The organism is Paraglaciecola arctica BSs20135 (assembly GCF_000314995.1).
In the GTDB taxonomy this organism is placed as follows: domain Bacteria; phylum Pseudomonadota; class Gammaproteobacteria; order Enterobacterales; family Alteromonadaceae; genus Paraglaciecola; species Paraglaciecola arctica.
This window is the reverse complement of the sequence record NZ_BAEO01000056.1, coordinates 17,587-32,728: the sequence shown is the minus strand read 5'-3', so window position 1 is coordinate 32,728 and position 15,142 is coordinate 17,587. Positions and strand designations below refer to the sequence as shown.

The 15,142-nt window shown below is 40.6% G+C and carries 16 protein-coding genes; all 16 read left to right on the top strand.

Annotated features, from left to right (window positions below):
- Window positions 1-74: 74 nt before the first annotated feature.
- The 16 genes from GARC_RS18765 (at window position 75) to GARC_RS18690 (ending at window position 15,136) form a co-directional block, all read left to right on the top strand.
- Window positions 75-899: a flagellin N-terminal helical domain-containing protein gene (locus GARC_RS18765; protein WP_007623189.1), complete on the top strand. Its 825-nt coding sequence runs from the start codon at window positions 75-77 to the stop codon at window positions 897-899.
- Between the two features lie 421 nt (window positions 900-1,320).
- Window positions 1,321-2,148, top strand: coding sequence for a flagellin N-terminal helical domain-containing protein (locus GARC_RS18760; protein WP_007623186.1), 828 nt, complete (start codon window positions 1,321-1,323; stop codon window positions 2,146-2,148).
- A gap of 538 nt (window positions 2,149-2,686) precedes the next feature.
- The gene (locus tag GARC_RS18755) at window positions 2,687-3,511 is read left to right on the top strand and encodes a flagellin N-terminal helical domain-containing protein (RefSeq protein WP_007623184.1); all 825 of its coding nucleotides are present in this window, start codon (window positions 2,687-2,689) and stop codon (window positions 3,509-3,511) included.
- A 1,078-nt stretch (window positions 3,512-4,589) separates the two neighbouring features.
- Window positions 4,590-5,414, top strand: a complete 825-nt coding sequence (locus tag GARC_RS18750; RefSeq protein WP_039990074.1) for a flagellin N-terminal helical domain-containing protein — start codon at window positions 4,590-4,592, stop codon at window positions 5,412-5,414.
- Between the two features lie 75 nt (window positions 5,415-5,489).
- Window positions 5,490-5,909, top strand: a complete 420-nt coding sequence (locus tag GARC_RS18745; RefSeq protein ID WP_007623180.1) for a flagellar protein FlaG — start codon at window positions 5,490-5,492, stop codon at window positions 5,907-5,909.
- Window positions 5,910-5,966: 57 nt separating this feature from the next.
- The gene (gene fliD / locus GARC_RS18740; protein ID WP_007623178.1) at window positions 5,967-7,412 is read left to right on the top strand and encodes a flagellar filament capping protein FliD; all 1,446 of its coding nucleotides are present in this window, start codon (window positions 5,967-5,969) and stop codon (window positions 7,410-7,412) included.
- 41 nt (window positions 7,413-7,453) lie between these two features.
- Window positions 7,454-7,885, top strand: coding sequence for a flagellar export chaperone FliS (fliS, locus tag GARC_RS18735; protein WP_007623176.1), 432 nt, complete (start codon window positions 7,454-7,456; stop codon window positions 7,883-7,885).
- A complete protein-coding gene (locus GARC_RS18730) occupies window positions 7,882-8,190 on the top strand; it encodes a hypothetical protein (RefSeq protein ID WP_007623175.1) in 309 nt (102 codons plus the stop codon). The genes fliS and GARC_RS18730 overlap by 4 nt, the downstream gene beginning before the upstream one ends.
- A gap of 80 nt (window positions 8,191-8,270) precedes the next feature.
- On the top strand, window positions 8,271-9,269 hold the full coding sequence (pseB, locus tag GARC_RS18725) for a UDP-N-acetylglucosamine 4,6-dehydratase (inverting) (protein ID WP_007623173.1): 999 nt from the start codon (window positions 8,271-8,273) through the stop codon (window positions 9,267-9,269).
- Window positions 9,270-9,280: 11 nt separating this feature from the next.
- Window positions 9,281-10,426: a UDP-4-amino-4,6-dideoxy-N-acetyl-beta-L-altrosamine transaminase gene (gene pseC, locus GARC_RS18720; protein ID WP_007623171.1), complete on the top strand. Its 1,146-nt coding sequence runs from the start codon at window positions 9,281-9,283 to the stop codon at window positions 10,424-10,426.
- Window positions 10,423-11,124, top strand: coding sequence for a pseudaminic acid cytidylyltransferase (gene pseF, locus GARC_RS18715; RefSeq protein ID WP_007623166.1), 702 nt, complete (start codon window positions 10,423-10,425; stop codon window positions 11,122-11,124). Before pseC ends, pseF begins: the two co-directional genes overlap by 4 nt.
- A complete protein-coding gene (locus GARC_RS18710) occupies window positions 11,117-12,193 on the top strand; it encodes a hypothetical protein (RefSeq protein ID WP_007623163.1) in 1,077 nt (358 codons plus the stop codon). Before pseF ends, GARC_RS18710 begins: the two co-directional genes overlap by 8 nt.
- Complete coding sequence (gene pseI, locus GARC_RS18705; RefSeq protein WP_007623161.1) at window positions 12,186-13,238, top strand: pseudaminic acid synthase; 1,053 nt, start codon at window positions 12,186-12,188, stop codon at window positions 13,236-13,238. The genes GARC_RS18710 and pseI overlap by 8 nt, the downstream gene beginning before the upstream one ends.
- A gap of 8 nt (window positions 13,239-13,246) precedes the next feature.
- A complete protein-coding gene (gene pseG / locus GARC_RS18700; RefSeq protein ID WP_007623158.1) occupies window positions 13,247-14,281 on the top strand; it encodes a UDP-2,4-diacetamido-2,4,6-trideoxy-beta-L-altropyranose hydrolase in 1,035 nt (344 codons plus the stop codon).
- Window positions 14,281-14,862 (top strand): UDP-4-amino-4,6-dideoxy-N-acetyl-beta-L-altrosamine N-acetyltransferase, encoded by a 582-nt coding sequence (pseH, locus tag GARC_RS18695; RefSeq protein WP_039990073.1) that lies wholly within the window; start codon window positions 14,281-14,283, stop codon window positions 14,860-14,862. The genes pseG and pseH overlap by 1 nt, the downstream gene beginning before the upstream one ends.
- 16 nt (window positions 14,863-14,878) lie before the next feature.
- A complete protein-coding gene (locus GARC_RS18690) occupies window positions 14,879-15,136 on the top strand; it encodes an acyl carrier protein (RefSeq protein ID WP_007623146.1) in 258 nt (85 codons plus the stop codon).
- Window positions 15,137-15,142: the final 6 nt, after the last annotated feature.

Here is a 15,142-nt window from a genome sequence, read left to right as displayed (position 1 = left end):
ATTAACCAGCTGAATAATTATAAGAATTATTCAGTCGCCAGCATCGTCTGGACTGAGAGTGTAGGAGAAAAACCATGGGTTTATTCGTAAATACCAATGTATCATCATTAAACGCGCAACGTAATTTGTTCAATTCAGCGCAATCTTTAAATACGTCTTTTGAACGTTTGTCTTCAGGTTTCCGTATTAACCGTGCGGCTGATGATGCTGCAGGTTTGCAGATCACTGACAGATTAACTACCCAAATACAAGGCCTTAACCAAGCAGCACGTAACGCTAATGATGCTATTTCATTAGTGCAAACAGCTGAGGGCGCGTTAGGCGAAGTAACTACATCACTGCAACGTATCCGTACACTTGCAGTACAATCCCAAAATGGTATCAACTCATCTGCTGACCGTGTTGCGTTGCAGAAAGAGGTGTCAGCCCTTAAAACTGAAATTACTCGTATATCAACTGATTCACAGTTCGGAAATTTAAATATTTTGGATGGTAGCTATTCAGCTAAGTTCTTAGTAGGAGCTAATGGTGGTCAGAATATTTCTGTTAATTTGGAAAGATCGCAGGGATACGGTTCATCTGGTTTAGGCGTGAACACAACTGATGTATCTACTGTAGGCGGTGCGTCAGCAGCTCTTACGGCTATTACAACAGCCATCTCTGCTGTTGGTGGTGTACGTGCCGATTTAGGTGCATTACAAAACCGTTTCCAATCAACAATTCGTAACTTGACCAACATTTCTGAGAATGTTTCTGGCGCAAGAAGCCGGATCAAAGATACTGATTTTGCCTCTGAAACTGCGGAATTAACCCGTAACCAGATTATTCAACAGGCTAGTTTGACAGTATTAAGTCAGGCAAATCAGCGTCCACAATCGGCTCTATCTTTACTAGGTTAATCTTTGCTGGGTTAGTCATTTATTCAGACTAACCTTCGATTGGCCTAGGTTTCGAGACCCTTCTTCTGTTTAGGGACTTAGAAGCCAGGAGGTAGTGCACTGGGTTGATAAGAACCGAACAGTTGAGAGTTTCGCTCACTCTCTCTAATGAAAAAGAGCTCAGCCGGAGAATTTCTCCGGCTTTTTTCGTTGTCTAACTATTTGAAATATAAGAAATTAAAAAAGTAGTTTGTTTTTCTCCTAAAGAATTTTTAATCAAAGCACGATACATGTACATAGACGTTACGCATCTAATAAAAATATAAGCGAACGCCTTTACAGAAGCTGAATAATAATAAAAGAAAGGCTCTGTAACCATCAAGGCAACTAATAATAAAAATAGCCGGGTGGTGTTTACAAAAAAATCGTTAGGAGATTTAAAATGAGCTTATTCGTTAACACGAATGTGTCGTCGTTGAATGCAACTCGTCAGTTGTTTACGTCGAACAATAATTTAAGTACCGCGTTTGAACGCTTGTCATCTGGTTTTCGTATCAATAATGCGAAAGACGATGCTGCAGGCTTACAAATATCCAACCGTCTTACCACACAAATTCTGGGTTTAGACCAAGCTGTTAGAAATGCTAACGATGGTATTTCTTTGTCTCAAACTATAGAAGGCGCACTCGCCGAAACTACATCCGCTTTACAAAGAATACGGGTGTTGGCGATACAATCTCAAAATGGCATTAACTCTTCTGCAGACAGGGTTGCACTGCAAAAAGAAGTGACGGCATTGAAGAATGAGATGAGTCGAATTGCCTCCACATCACAATTTGGTGGTGTGAACGTCTTAGACGGCATATTTTCATCAGCTTTTTTGGTAGGCGCTAACGCAGGTCAAACCATTAGTGTCAATGTTCAGCGAGCCGGAGGTTTTGGTGCTTCTGGATTATTTGTGGCAGATGCATCTGTACTAACAGAAGCACAAGCATCGGCCGCCATGACAGCTGTAACCGAAGCTATCTCAATTGTTGATGCCCAGCGCGCGGATTTAGGTGCGCTACAAAACCGTTTTCAATCCACTATCAGGAATTTAAGTAATATTTCTGAAAATGTCTCAGCGGCAAGAAGCCGTATACGTGATACTGATTTTGCCGTTGAAACGGCAGAGTTGACCCGCTGGCAGATCATTCAGCAAGCTAGTATTACTGTGTTAGGACAAGCTAATCAGCGGCCACAAGCAGCATTACAGTTATTACAAGGTTAATTAAATAGAGACTAATTATGTGCAATATTGTTGAGCAATTGCGGGGGCAGGCTGCAACTAAGAATACGAGGATAGTCGCTATTTATCTAGAATATATAGCCAGGTAGATAAACAAAAAACGGTCGAATTGCAAATTGTGGGGACAGGCTGCAACCGACCGAGGGATTTATATTATTAAATATTATCAACACGTTACAACAAGTTTTAGGGTGAGATTTATTAGGTTTAGCAAATTAAGCCGAGGCTTTTTTTGTTAAATCGCTAACAGACAGAACAGACGCCAGGAGGTAGTGAGGTATTGAGGTTTAGGCCATCAATTCTGTCTGTCAGCTAGAGCATAAGCTCACACTTTTTGCATTTGTTTTTTGTGTATCTAACACTCAACAAAAATGCTAACCAGGGTACCAGCTAGCAATTGATATACAGCATATGGCGTGCCAATTACGCACAAAATATGTCAATTATAATTTTAGCAATATCAGAATATCACTGACATTAAAAACAAAAATAAAAGTCAGTGTACGGTTAGGAGAGAAAAATGAGTTTATTTGTTAATACTAATGTGTCGTCGTTGAATGCAACTCGTCAGTTGTTTACCTCGAATAATAATTTAAATACGGCTTTTGAACGATTATCGTCGGGCTTTCGAATTAATAGCGCAAAAGATGATGCCGCAGGGCTACAGATCTCAAACCGCTTAACGACTCAGGTTTTGGGTCTAGATCAAGCCGTTAGAAACGCCAATGATGGTATATCTTTGTCGCAGACTATTGAGGGGGCATTAGCCGAAACGACTACTGCATTACAACGTATTCGGGTGTTAGCGATACAGTCTCAAAATGGTATTAATTCATCTGCTGACAGGGTCGCATTACAAAAAGAAGTGACAGCATTGAAGAATGAAATGAGTCGTATTGCATCCACAACGCAATTTGGCGGGGTGAACGTATTAGATGGCGTATTTTCATCGGCATTTTTGGTAGGTGCTAACGCGGGGCAAACTATCAATGTCAATGTTGAGCGAAGCGGTGGATTTGGAGCTTCTGGATTATTTGTAGCTGATACTTCTGTACTGACTGAAGCACAGGCCTCGGCAGCAATGACAGCAATATCGGAAGCGATTTCGATTGTCGATGCCCAGCGCGCGGATTTAGGTGCGCTACAAAATCGTTTTCAGTCAACGATCAGAAATTTAAGTAATATTTCTGAAAATGTATCAGCGGCAAGAAGTCGTATTCGGGATACAGACTTTGCCGTAGAAACGGCAGAATTAACCCGCTGGCAGATCATTCAACAAGCGAGTATTACGGTATTAGGGCAGGCGAATCAGCGTCCACAAGCCACATTGCAGTTGTTGGGTTAGTCAGTTGGTAAGGTAAAAGTAAAAAATCTAGAGGGTAGGAAATGAGAGGCCACCCGGGGCTTTGCCCTAAAAAAGCAATGATGGATTGTTGCTATGTTATGCTAGGGAGGGCGCTATTTATAAGCTATGGTTGATCTGAGTTTGTACCATAGCCAGTACCAAGTTTGCTCCAACTCCTAACGTGAGCAAGTTGGTCGGGGACGCCTTGTAAAAGGTTTTGCCCCGGCCTTTTTTAAACAAACAGCCTAAGGCGCATTGTATGCAAGCCTTGCGGTACAAACAAAATTTCTGTTTTGGTTTACATCTTAGATGTGTAAATTAAAACGCCGACTAACAAGACCGAGAGTGTAGAAGTTTGGTTGAGAGGCCAGTATTCAGCTCTTCTAACCCTGCCAGTCGGACAGAAACCTTATTTGCTCCATCTCCTAACGTGAGCAAGTTGGTCGGGGACACCTGAAAGGGTTTTTTCCCCGGCCTTTTTTCATTAGCGACTTAATGTTTTCACAACTAGTCAGCTATCCCAATTACTAAAGCATGTAGCGTGCCAAAATTTATTTCTACATTTTTCCGCAGTTGTAATACTCATTCCTGTTAATACCAATCCGTATGAATAATTGTTCTCTCAGAGAGCTTCAGTCGATCAGCAAGCCTCTGTCGTTTTTAGGCAATACGTCGCTATGCAGAAATGGATATTTCTTTTCAAGCAGCGAAAATGCAGCACAAAATAATACTCTTACCTAAATGTTCTGTTATTTCTTGGTTGGCTGACAATCAATATTGAAATAGGGTGAAGACCAAAAGCAGCAATATTATTTATATCATTGAGTCCAATTAAATAGCCCCGATTGAGCTGCCAAAATAAAAACGTAAAAAAAACTAAAGTTTCTCTAGTGAGGGTCGATAACGTTAGTCGAGGGGTGGTCTAATTGATCACTTTTAGTCTCTTTTAGCGGTAGAGGTGCCGCTAATGGAGGTAAGTGAGGTGACGGCCAAGAAGAGGTTCTTGACCGTCAAATTTGAGGCAAACTTACTGGTACAAACACGTTATCGGCGTGTGGTGAGTTTTCAGGAGGTTTTTATGAGTTTATTTGTTAATACAAATGTTTCGTCTTTGAATGCTCAGCGCCAGCTGTTTAGTTCAGGGCAATCTTTGAATACATCTTTCGAAAGATTGTCTTCAGGTTTTAGGATAAATCGTGCCGCAGATGATGCCGCTGGTTTGCAGATCTCAGACCGTTTAACCACACAAGTTCAAGGTTTGAATCAAGCCGTTCGAAATGCCAATGATGCTATTTCACTTACGCAAACAGCGGAAGGTGCGTTAGGTGAAGTGACTACTTCATTACAACGTATTCGTACTTTAGCAGTGCAATCGCAAAATGGTATCAACTCGTCTGCTGACCGCAACGCGTTGCAGAAAGAAGTCAAGGCATTAAAAAATGAAATCAGCAGGATCGCCTCTGATACTCAGTTTGCTAATACCGAACTATTAAATGGAACTTATTCTTCTACTTTTTTGGTTGGAGCAAATGGCGGGCAGAACATCACTGTCTCTCTACAGCGAACCGGTGGTTTTGGCGCTTCAGGTCTAAGTCTAGCTGATACAACTGTTGCTACTACTGCAGGGGCATCGGGAGCGTTAACTGCGATAGATAAAGCCATTTCAGCTATAGGTGGTGCACGAGCCGATTTAGGGGCCTTGCAAAACCGTTTTCAATCTACTATTCGTAACTTGAGCAATATATCTGAGAACATTGCAGGTGCTCGTTCACGTATACGTGATACTGATTTTGCTGTTGAAACGGCTGAATTGACCAGAAATCAGATAATTCAGCAGGCGTCTTTGTCGGTATTAAGTCAAGCCAACCAAAGACCGCAATCTGCCTTGTCATTACTGAGCTAAAATTTAACATTTTCACAATAATGCATCTAGTGGCTACAATTGAGTAGCCACTAGTATTATATTAGGAGGTGATTTATGGAAATTAATGCATCACAAGTTGGCCAAAATTTTGCTTTGCAAAAAGTAGATGTCGCACCAGAGTCAATTCGAGGCAATCGTACAACAGAGAATATTTCGGAAGCTGGACAACAACAAGCTAAAGATTTATCTGTTTCAGCCGAAATAGAGGAACAAGAGTCGATTGATGTTAGCGCTGAGCAAATTGAAAATGCTGTTTCACAACTAAGTGAATTTGTAAAAAACAATAGTAGGCAGCTTAATTTTTCAGTTGATGAAGGCAGTAACAAACAAGTAGTAAAAGTAACCGATTCTGAGTCTGGAAAGATTATTCGGCAAATCCCTACTGAAGAGGTGTTAAAACTCTCAGAACGTTTACAGGACTTGCAAACAGAGGTCGGCACAGCGGTAGGTTTACTCTTTAATAAACAGGTTTAATATCATTTTATTAATGTAAACGTTATCCTTTGAAATATTATTGGAAGAGGGTGTGATATGTCAATTTCGTCATTAGGTGTAGGTTCAGGTTTAGATCTAGAAAGTCTTGTGACGCAATTACTCGAGGCCGAGAGCAAACCAAAAACTGCAGCATTAGATGCTAGAGAAAACTCGGTTGAAGCGGAAATATCAGGTATTGGTAAGTTAAAGTCCAAACTTGAAGATTTTCAAGAGACACTCGATGACTTGCGCAGCGAAACCAACCTGAAAGGTCGTGAGCCGACCATAAAAAACCCATCAGATATTGAGCCCTTTACCGCTGAAGCTAGTAATAGTGCCTTAGAAGGTGATTATAATATAGCTGTGACACAACTCGCTAGCGGTAGTCGAATTGAAACTGCAGATGCTGATTTTGCGAGTTCTGCTGACACTGTTTTAAGTGCCGGTACCGCGAGCCTCACTTTTAAAATTAATGCAACTGCCGACTCATTTACAATTGATTTAAACGCAGGTGATTCATTACAAGACTTGCGAAATGCTATCAATTCTTCTGAGAATAACTTTGGTGTAACTGCCAGCATTATTGATACGGGTACAGTAGCGGGTGGCGCCAAATTAGTATTCACATCGAGTACTGCAGGTGATGGAAATGATTTAGTTATTGTCAACGATAACGATGTGGCTGAATTGAATATTGTTTCTACAACTGACTCTACCGAAGGTGCAACTTATTTAGCGCCCGTTACCTCGGCGCAAAATGCCAAAGCCACTATCGATGGTATTGACGTAGAAAGTAAAACCAATAAATTTAAGAATGTAATAGAAAACGTCAGTTTCGAAGCATCCGAAATTTCTGATTTAAAAGCTGATGGCATTACTTTTCAAACCTCTAGACTGAGTATTGGCTTTGATAAAGAAGCTGTTGAAGAAACTATCAGAGAGTTCGTAACAAACTTTAACGCCCTTCAAGCTGAGATAAAGCTACTAACCAAATACGGTGAATCTGACTTAGAAGATGATGGGTCATTGGCCGGCGATTCTTTGGTTAGAGGCATACAAACTGGTATTAACAATATTCTGTTTTCTTCTATTGATTCATCAACTTTGGGTGGTCTTTTCCAGTTAGGTATTGAATATAACGATAACAACGAATTAGAAATTAGTACTAGCGACAAAATTGGTTTAGGCAGTGGTGATGAGCGTCTCCAAAACGCATTAGATGATAACTTCGATCAAATTGCGGCTTTATTTACCGACGAAGAACAAGGTATTGCCGTTCGTCTTTATGATTACGTTGAAGAATATACAAGTTATAGTGGATTACTTAAATCTAGAGAAAATAGTGCTAAAGATCAAAGAGAACAGATATTTGATGAAAGGTTATCGTTGGAGTTAAGGTTGGCTGGTACAGAACAAATTTTGCGTGCCAAATACTTAAATTTAGACCAAACAGTATCAAGTTTAAATTCGACAGGTGCGGCATTGCTGGCAACCTTAGGTTAGAATTTAGTGCAATTTAAATATCAACAACACGGAATATCAGCATGGCGTTAAAAGGTATCAATGCCTACAAAAAAGGCAACTTGAAACAAGAAATTAGTCAAGCAGATCCTCACAAGTTAACTTTGATGTTAATGCAGGGCACCTTAGATAAACTGGCTTATAGCAAAGGCTGTATTGAGCGAAAAGATTATGCCGGTAAGTCAGAGCATATTTCTCGTGCTACCGCTATATTGCTCAACCTCCGTGAAACCTTAGAATTAAAGGAAGGCGCAGAGGTGGCTGATAATTTATTTGCACTTTACGATTATATGATACAAAGATTGATTGACGCTAATGTACAGAATAGCTTGAAGATTGTTGATGAAGTGATTACTCTGCTTTTACCCATTAAAACAGCCTGGTCGCAAATTCCTGAGTCAGCTAAAGAAGAGGCTTATGAAATGCAAAGGCAAAAACGTCAAGCAGTGATTTGAAAAAACTAATATTAGATCATTCTTTTACTCCTTCCCCATTAAAAAGTATTAATCGAGATCTGTCAGAACTGACAACTGAAAATGATCCTGATGAGTCTATTTTTTTGAAACTCGTGAATGAACGAGATGACTTTATTCAAAAGTTTTTGGAAGACCTTCCTGAGCAAGAAAAAAATAATTTTGTGACTGCCGAATTAAAAGTAAATGGCGCATTAGTTGCTTATGCTGAAGAACTGTTTAATGCGTCATTAAAACAACTAAGCGGTTTAGTGCGAGGACGTAAAGCTGTAAATAAATATCGATGAATATCTGATATATTGACAAATGGGCGGGTCAATAATAACCAATATAACCTGTCTGATAAAAATGCGATTAAAGGCTGTGTATGTTTAATAATAAATCTATTCTAATTACAGGCGGCACGGGTTCATTTGGTAAGTGTTTTTCAGCGTACCTGACAAAAAATTATTCTCCTAAAAAAGTGATTATTTACTCACGAGATGAGTTAAAACAATTTGAAATGCAGCAAACATTTAACTCTTCATGTATGCGTTATTTTATTGGTGATGTGCGGGATAAAGAACGCCTAATATCAGCTATGCGTGATGTGGATTATGTGGTCCACGCAGCGGCGCTTAAGCAAGTGCCAGCGGCTGAATACAATCCTAATGAATGTATAAAAACCAATATATATGGTGCACAAAATGTCATTGAAGCGGCTATCGCAGCTGATGTGAGCCGGGTGATTGCATTGTCTACTGATAAAGCGGCCAATCCGGTTAACTTGTATGGTGCCACTAAGCTTGCTTCAGACAAATTATTTGTGGCTGCCAACAATATCTCAGGTGCTAAAGGCCCTAGATTCGCCGTGGTTCGTTACGGTAATGTTGTAGGTTCTAGAGGATCAGTTGTGCCATTTTTCCATAAATTATTGAAAGATGGTGTGACTAAGCTGCCGGTGACTCACGAAGAAATGACTCGTTTTTGGATCACCTTAGATAATGGTGTTGAATTTGTCGTGCAAAACTTTCAGCGTATGCAGGGAGGGGAGATATTTGTACCTAAAATTCCTTCTATTCGTATCTTAGATTTAGTTGAATCGATTAGCGGTACACGAGAATATGAGGTTGTGGGTATTCGCCCTGGCGAAAAGTTGCATGAGGTGATGGTACCAGAAGAAATGGCTCATCATTCTCTTGAATTTGAAGACCATTATGTCATTACTCCTGCAATAAAGTTTTTTGATAAAACCATCAATTATCAAAAGAATAAGTTGGGTGAAGAAGGGCAACCAGTGGCAGATAAATTTGAATATCACTCAGGTACTAATCCACACTTTTTGACCATCGATGAATTAAAAACACTTGATAAAGTGACCTTGTAAGGGGCGTTTACATGATCCCTTATGGTAAACATTTGGTTGATGAAGATGATATAGATGCGGTTGTGGATGTGTTACGCAACCAATTTTTGACCCAAGGCACTGTTGTTCCCCAATTTGAACAAGCTTTATGTGAATATACCAAGGCTAAGCATTGTGTTGCTGTTAACAGTGCCACGTCAGGATTACATGTGGCATGTTTGGCTGCTGGTGTGGTCGCGGGTGATTCAGTCTGGACCGTCCCTAATTCCTTTGTCGCGTCGGCAAATTGTGCGCTTTACTGCGGCGCAAGTATTGATTTTGTGGATATCGACCCTGATACCCGCAATATTGATATTGACGCTCTTGAGCAAAAATTACTTAATGCAGCAAATCTGAATCGTCTACCTAAAGCTTTGATCCTAGTGCATTTTTCTGGCCTTAGCTGTGATATGCAAGCTATTCACAGGCTCACCCAGGTGTATTCTATTGTTTTAATTGAAGACGCCGCTCATGGATTGGGCGGGAGTTATCAGCAGTCTAAGATTGGTAGTTGTGTCTATTCTGATATGACAGTATTAAGTTTCCATCCAGTAAAGTCTATCACTAGTGCTGAAGGTGGCGCAGTATTAACTAATCAAAGCCAGCTTCATGAAAAACTTAAATTATTTGCTAAGCATGGTGTCACTAAAGATGCTTCGCAATACCAAGGTGAAAGTCACGGGCCTTGGTATTATCAGCAAATTGAATTGGGTTACAATTATCGCCTAAGTGACATGCAAGCGGCCCTTGGTTTGTCACAGCTCAAAAAGCTGGATGTATTTATTCAAAAACGCTCTGAACTCGCCAAAGTATATGATAAAGAACTAGCTGATTTACCCTTAAAATTGCCAATTGTTCAGACTCAGTCTCAAAGTGCTTGGCATCTGTATATGGTCGAACTAACGCAACATCAGCGCCTAGACGTTTACCAGCAACTGCATAACAAAGGAGTGGGTGTGAATGTGCATTATATCCCTATTCATTTACAGCCTTTCTATCAACAATTTGGTTTTAAACAAGGCGATTTTCCTGTGTCTGAGCACTTTTATCAAAACGCTTTGACCTTGCCGTTGTTCCCCAGTTTAACTGCTACAGAACAAACCAAAGTGATTGATACGCTACACCAGGTGTTGCTGTGAATATCGCTATTATTCCCGCACGTGGTGGAAGTAAGCGGATCCCAGGTAAAAATATTAAAATGTTTGCTGGCAAGCCACTTATCGCCTACTCGATTGAGGCGGCCAAAGAATCAGGTTTGTTTGATAAAATCTTAATATCTACGGACAGTGAAGAAGTCGCAGAGGTAGCGAAATCCTATGGTGCTGATGTGCCTTTTATCCGACCTCAAGAGCTTTCTAATGATTTTGTGGGTACAAGGCCGGTCACAAATCACGGTATCAAGTATTGTATTGAACATTTTTATAAACCAGAATTTTGTTGTTGTATTTATGCAACTGCGCCGTTTTTACAGGCTAAATATCTGCAACAAGGCTTGGACTTACTTAAACAAGATAGTGAAAAGTCTTTTGCGTTCTCAGTTACCAGTTTTCCTTTTCCGGTACAACGGGCTCTGAAAATAGACCAAGCAGGTATATCAGCGATGTTTCCTGAAGATATAGGTAAACGTTCTCAGGATTTGCAAGAGGCCTACCATGATGCTGGCCAGTTTTATTGGGGTAGAAGCGATAATTATTTATCTAATAAAAAGATTTTTAGTCAACATAGTTTAGCTGTGGTTTTGCCTCGTCACTTAGTCCAAGATATCGATACCCCAGAAGATTGGCTACAGGCAGAATTGATGTATCAAGCTTACGTTCAGAGGCTAAAAAGTGAATGAGTTGTTAGAGTCTAAAACCGAAAAAATATTATTGATCAGAATGTTAAGTTCGGGCGATGTCTGCGCGATAGGCCTTCCGGTATTGCGCTATTTTCAGAAAACCCATCCGAATGCAGAGATACATTTTTTGAGCTTTGGTGATGGTGCTGAGCTGCTTAAATTAGCCGAGCCAAGCGTGCAGGTAATACATGTGACTCAGCAGCAGTGGCCAGATGAGTTTTTCCAAGCCATGGAGTCATTCTTAGGATTAGCCGAAGATATTATCGGCGAAAATTACACTCAAATAATTAATTTAGATACCACTTTTATGCCGTGCTTTTTGGCGCGTTTTCTTGCTGATGCCGGCGAACCCGTCAGTGGTAATTATTTGAATATGTCGATTCAGTTGTTATTGCAGCAAGTCCAAGACACAAGTCTGCAAGCAGACTACGTTAATTCAACAGCGGCTTTTATGGCGAGTTCGTTTGTCAATATGCACAAGTGGTATGGTCCTTGGTGGCAATATGATGTTGAGGGTGAAGGCGGATACCCAGAGTTTTATTTAACCAAGTGTTGTGGATTGGTGGTTGATAAATTACAGCAAACTATAACGATTGGTGCTGACAAACGATTGGCTAAAAAAGGTAAAACCAATAAAGTGATTGGTTTGTGTTTAGGTCAATCTGACGATGGCTACCTTTATCCCTATACAAGTCGTCTAAAGAAACTTTTAGAACAAAAAGGTTTTGTAGTTTGGGATGACGAGGATGCTAAAGGAGATATTCGTTCGTTATTAAAAATGCTCAAAGCCAGTGACCTAACGGTATGCAAACCTAGTGGATATCGCTGGTATGCACAAGCTGTTGAGTGTCCGACTTTATTGATAAGTGGCGTCAGTGAGCCTGCTTTGTTAATGCCGGAATTTGCAACTGATCCTGTTACAAGCTGTATGCAACATGGCAACAATGAAAGTCATATTGCTGCTTTAGAGTGTAACTGCGATAAACCAGAGGATTTGCTAGAAAGCATCGAGTCGATTTTTGTTCATCTAGCCATAGAGCCACAAGATAGTGAACAACAGGATGAATGACATTAAAATAGGCGGGCGAAGTATAGGCGCAGGTTTTCCTCCTTTTATCATAGCTGAGTTGAGCGGTAATCATAATCAGCAATTGGACCTTGCTATGGATATGGTGGAAGCGGCCGCGAAAGCCGGTGCTCATGCCATAAAATTGCAAACCTTTACGGCTGATAGCATGACATTAGACGTAGACAGCGAACATTTTGTTATCCAAGAAAAAGACAGCCTATGGCATGGTCAATCGTTACACGCCTTATATCAAAAAGCCGCTACACCTTACGAATGGCACAAACCATTGTTTGATAAAGCTAAGTCTCTAGGCATGTTAGCTTTTAGTTCGCCTTTTGATGAACAAGCTGTGGATTTCCTCGATGATTTGCATGTGCCTTGTTTTAAAATTGCTTCATTCGAACTGACCGATTTACCCCTTATCCGCAAAGCGGCAAGTAAGAAAAAACCTTTGATTATGTCAACCGGTATGGCGAGTCTAACTGAAATTGAACAGGCCGTTAACGTCGCTAGGCTAGCTGGTTGTAAGGATATTATTTTACTTAAATGTACCAGCACTTATCCGGCACAACCTACTCAGTCCAATATTGTGACTATCCCTCATTTGCGAGACGCCTTTGGTTGCCAAGTGGGCCTTTCAGATCATACTGCAGGTGTTGGTGTGTCGGTTGCAGCTGTTGCATTGGGTGCAACGGTAATTGAAAAACATTTTGTATTAGACCGACAAGCCGGTGGTGTAGATGCTGCTTTTTCCTTAGAACCAGATGAGCTAAGGGCGTTGGTGTTAGAAACACAAAGAGCCCATCAAGCATTAGGACAGGTCACTTATGGCGGCACGGCTGCAGAAGAAAAATCCAAGCAATATCGTCGTTCAATATACGTGTGTGAAGATGTACAACAGGGGCAAATATTAAGTACTCAAAACTTGAGAATTGTACGGCCTGCCTTTGGCTTAGCTCCAAAAAACTGGGACAAGGTATTAGGTAAAGTCGCTAAACAACCATTAGTTAAAGGTACACCCTTAGATTGGTCGATGTTTGAGTGAAGCCCATAATGCGTGTGGTCTTTAGAGTCGAAGGCGAACCAAGCATCGGACTAGGTCATGTTATGCGTTGTATGGCTTTAGCACAGAGTTTAGTGAAATGCGGCCATGAGGTGTTTTTTTTTATGTCGCAAGGTTCGCAGCATTTTTGTGGTAATAGAACTGATTGGCCTGCACCCATTTTACCCATTACCGATATGGATAAAAGCCTAGAGCCAGAATGGTTAGTCAAGCAATGTACAAATTTACGAACGGATTGGTTAGTGCTTGATGGGTATCAGTTTGATCAAGCGTATCGTCAGTCGCTTCATTCCAATAAGTTTAAGTTCGCCGTTTTCGATGATATGAATAACAGTGGTGCGCTGTTTGCAGATATGGTTATCAACGGAGCGCAAAATGCGGGTTTAAATGGTTATCAACTTACCGCTCCTAAAGCGTTATTGGCAATAGGTCGAGACTATCAGGTGTTACGGCAGGAATTCCTGCAGCTTACCAATCTAAAATGGTCAGAACGTAACAACTTAACTATTATGTTCGGCGCAAGTGACCCCACTAAATTGACGCTTCTGACATTACAATCTTTGCATAACGTTAATGCTAGTATGCCAATCACTATTATAACTGGTGCAGCCTATGAAGGATTGCATGAGTTGACTGACTTAATCAAAAACTGCAATTTGCATATCACTCATCACCATGACTGCCAAGATATGGCCTCAGTGTTAGTAAACACTAAATTAGCCATTTCAGCAGCAGGGGGCAGCCAGTTTGAGTTGCTCGCTTGTGCTACGCCATCAATATTGGTGGTGGTGGCTGATAACCAAAAAAATGCCAGTCAAGATGCGGCCAGTCAAGGTTGGTGCCAGCTAGTTTATAGCGATGATTTAAGCGCTGATGAATTAGTCATGCAGTGTTTATCCTTGTGGCAACAACCTGAGTTGTTGCACTCTATGCATAAAAAGGCATTGCAGCTCCCTGTAGTTGATGGAGCCCTTAATATTGTAAAACTAATGTCTGAAAATATAACAGCAAGTAATAATTTGTAATGAAAGCATCGCTACCTGAACATGCCTTTATACCGCTTCAAAAAGAACACTTGAAGCTAGTTTTGCAATGGCGAAACAGTCCAAGGATTATGCAAAACATGCATAATAGTGCCCCTGTAAAATGGCAAGAACACTGTGCTTGGTTTGAAAAGCTTGAAGGTGATGACAGCCGAACATTTTTTGTGTTTTTGCAAAATCAACGGCCTATAGGTGTGCTTAATTTTTCAGATATGAATACAGCTACGCCTGAATGGGGCTGTTATTTAGGTGAGACCAATGTGTGGCCGGGAAGTGGTATTATCTTAGAAGTGGCGGCTTTAGATTATACAGCGAGTTGTAACCAGTTTAGTCATTTATTGGCTCAAGTATTGTCGTTCAATAACTCTGCCAATAAAATGCATAAAGTGTTTGAATATGAACAAGTAAGCATGGAAAAAGGCGGTGAACGTAACGGCCTAGATTTTGATATCTTACATTACAGTTACGAACTTAAGCAGTGGCCTCAAAAGCGTGACAAAATACTCACCAAGTTGCCCAAAAATATTGCACTTGCTGCTGCCCAGATTAGATTTTTAGGATAGGTTTAAAAAAATAACAATGACGAATTTAGAACAACAAATTAAACACGCTATGCAACAGGTTGCCGATTTGAGTGATTGCGCCTTAGTTGAACCCATTGAGCCAACTACCTTGTTGCTTGAGTGTGGTTTGGACTCTCTTGGTTATGCTATGTTAGTGGCCCAGCTTGAAGAAGACTTAGGTTTTGACCCTTTTACTGAGTTACAAATCGATATTTATCCCAGCACCTTTGCTGAGTTTTTAGCTATTTACCAACAATGCGCTAACAACCAGTAATTTTAT

Coding starts and splice junctions, on each gene's coding strand:
- GARC_RS18765 (WP_007623189.1), top strand. CDS start 75: ATGGGTTTATTCGTAAATACCAATGTATCATCATTAAACGCGCAACGT.
- GARC_RS18760 (WP_007623186.1), top strand. CDS start 1,321: ATGAGCTTATTCGTTAACACGAATGTGTCGTCGTTGAATGCAACTCGT.
- GARC_RS18755 (WP_007623184.1), top strand. CDS start 2,687: ATGAGTTTATTTGTTAATACTAATGTGTCGTCGTTGAATGCAACTCGT.
- GARC_RS18750 (WP_039990074.1), top strand. CDS start 4,590: ATGAGTTTATTTGTTAATACAAATGTTTCGTCTTTGAATGCTCAGCGC.
- GARC_RS18745 (WP_007623180.1), top strand. CDS start 5,490: ATGGAAATTAATGCATCACAAGTTGGCCAAAATTTTGCTTTGCAAAAA.
- fliD (WP_007623178.1), top strand. CDS start 5,967: ATGTCAATTTCGTCATTAGGTGTAGGTTCAGGTTTAGATCTAGAAAGT.
- fliS (WP_007623176.1), top strand. CDS start 7,454: ATGGCGTTAAAAGGTATCAATGCCTACAAAAAAGGCAACTTGAAACAA.
- pseB (WP_007623173.1), top strand. CDS start 8,271: ATGTTTAATAATAAATCTATTCTAATTACAGGCGGCACGGGTTCATTT.
- pseC (WP_007623171.1), top strand. CDS start 9,281: ATGATCCCTTATGGTAAACATTTGGTTGATGAAGATGATATAGATGCG.
- pseI (WP_007623161.1), top strand. CDS start 12,186: ATGAATGACATTAAAATAGGCGGGCGAAGTATAGGCGCAGGTTTTCCT.
- pseG (WP_007623158.1), top strand. CDS start 13,247: ATGCGTGTGGTCTTTAGAGTCGAAGGCGAACCAAGCATCGGACTAGGT.
- pseH (WP_039990073.1), top strand. CDS start 14,281: ATGAAAGCATCGCTACCTGAACATGCCTTTATACCGCTTCAAAAAGAA.
- GARC_RS18690 (WP_007623146.1), top strand. CDS start 14,879: ATGACGAATTTAGAACAACAAATTAAACACGCTATGCAACAGGTTGCC.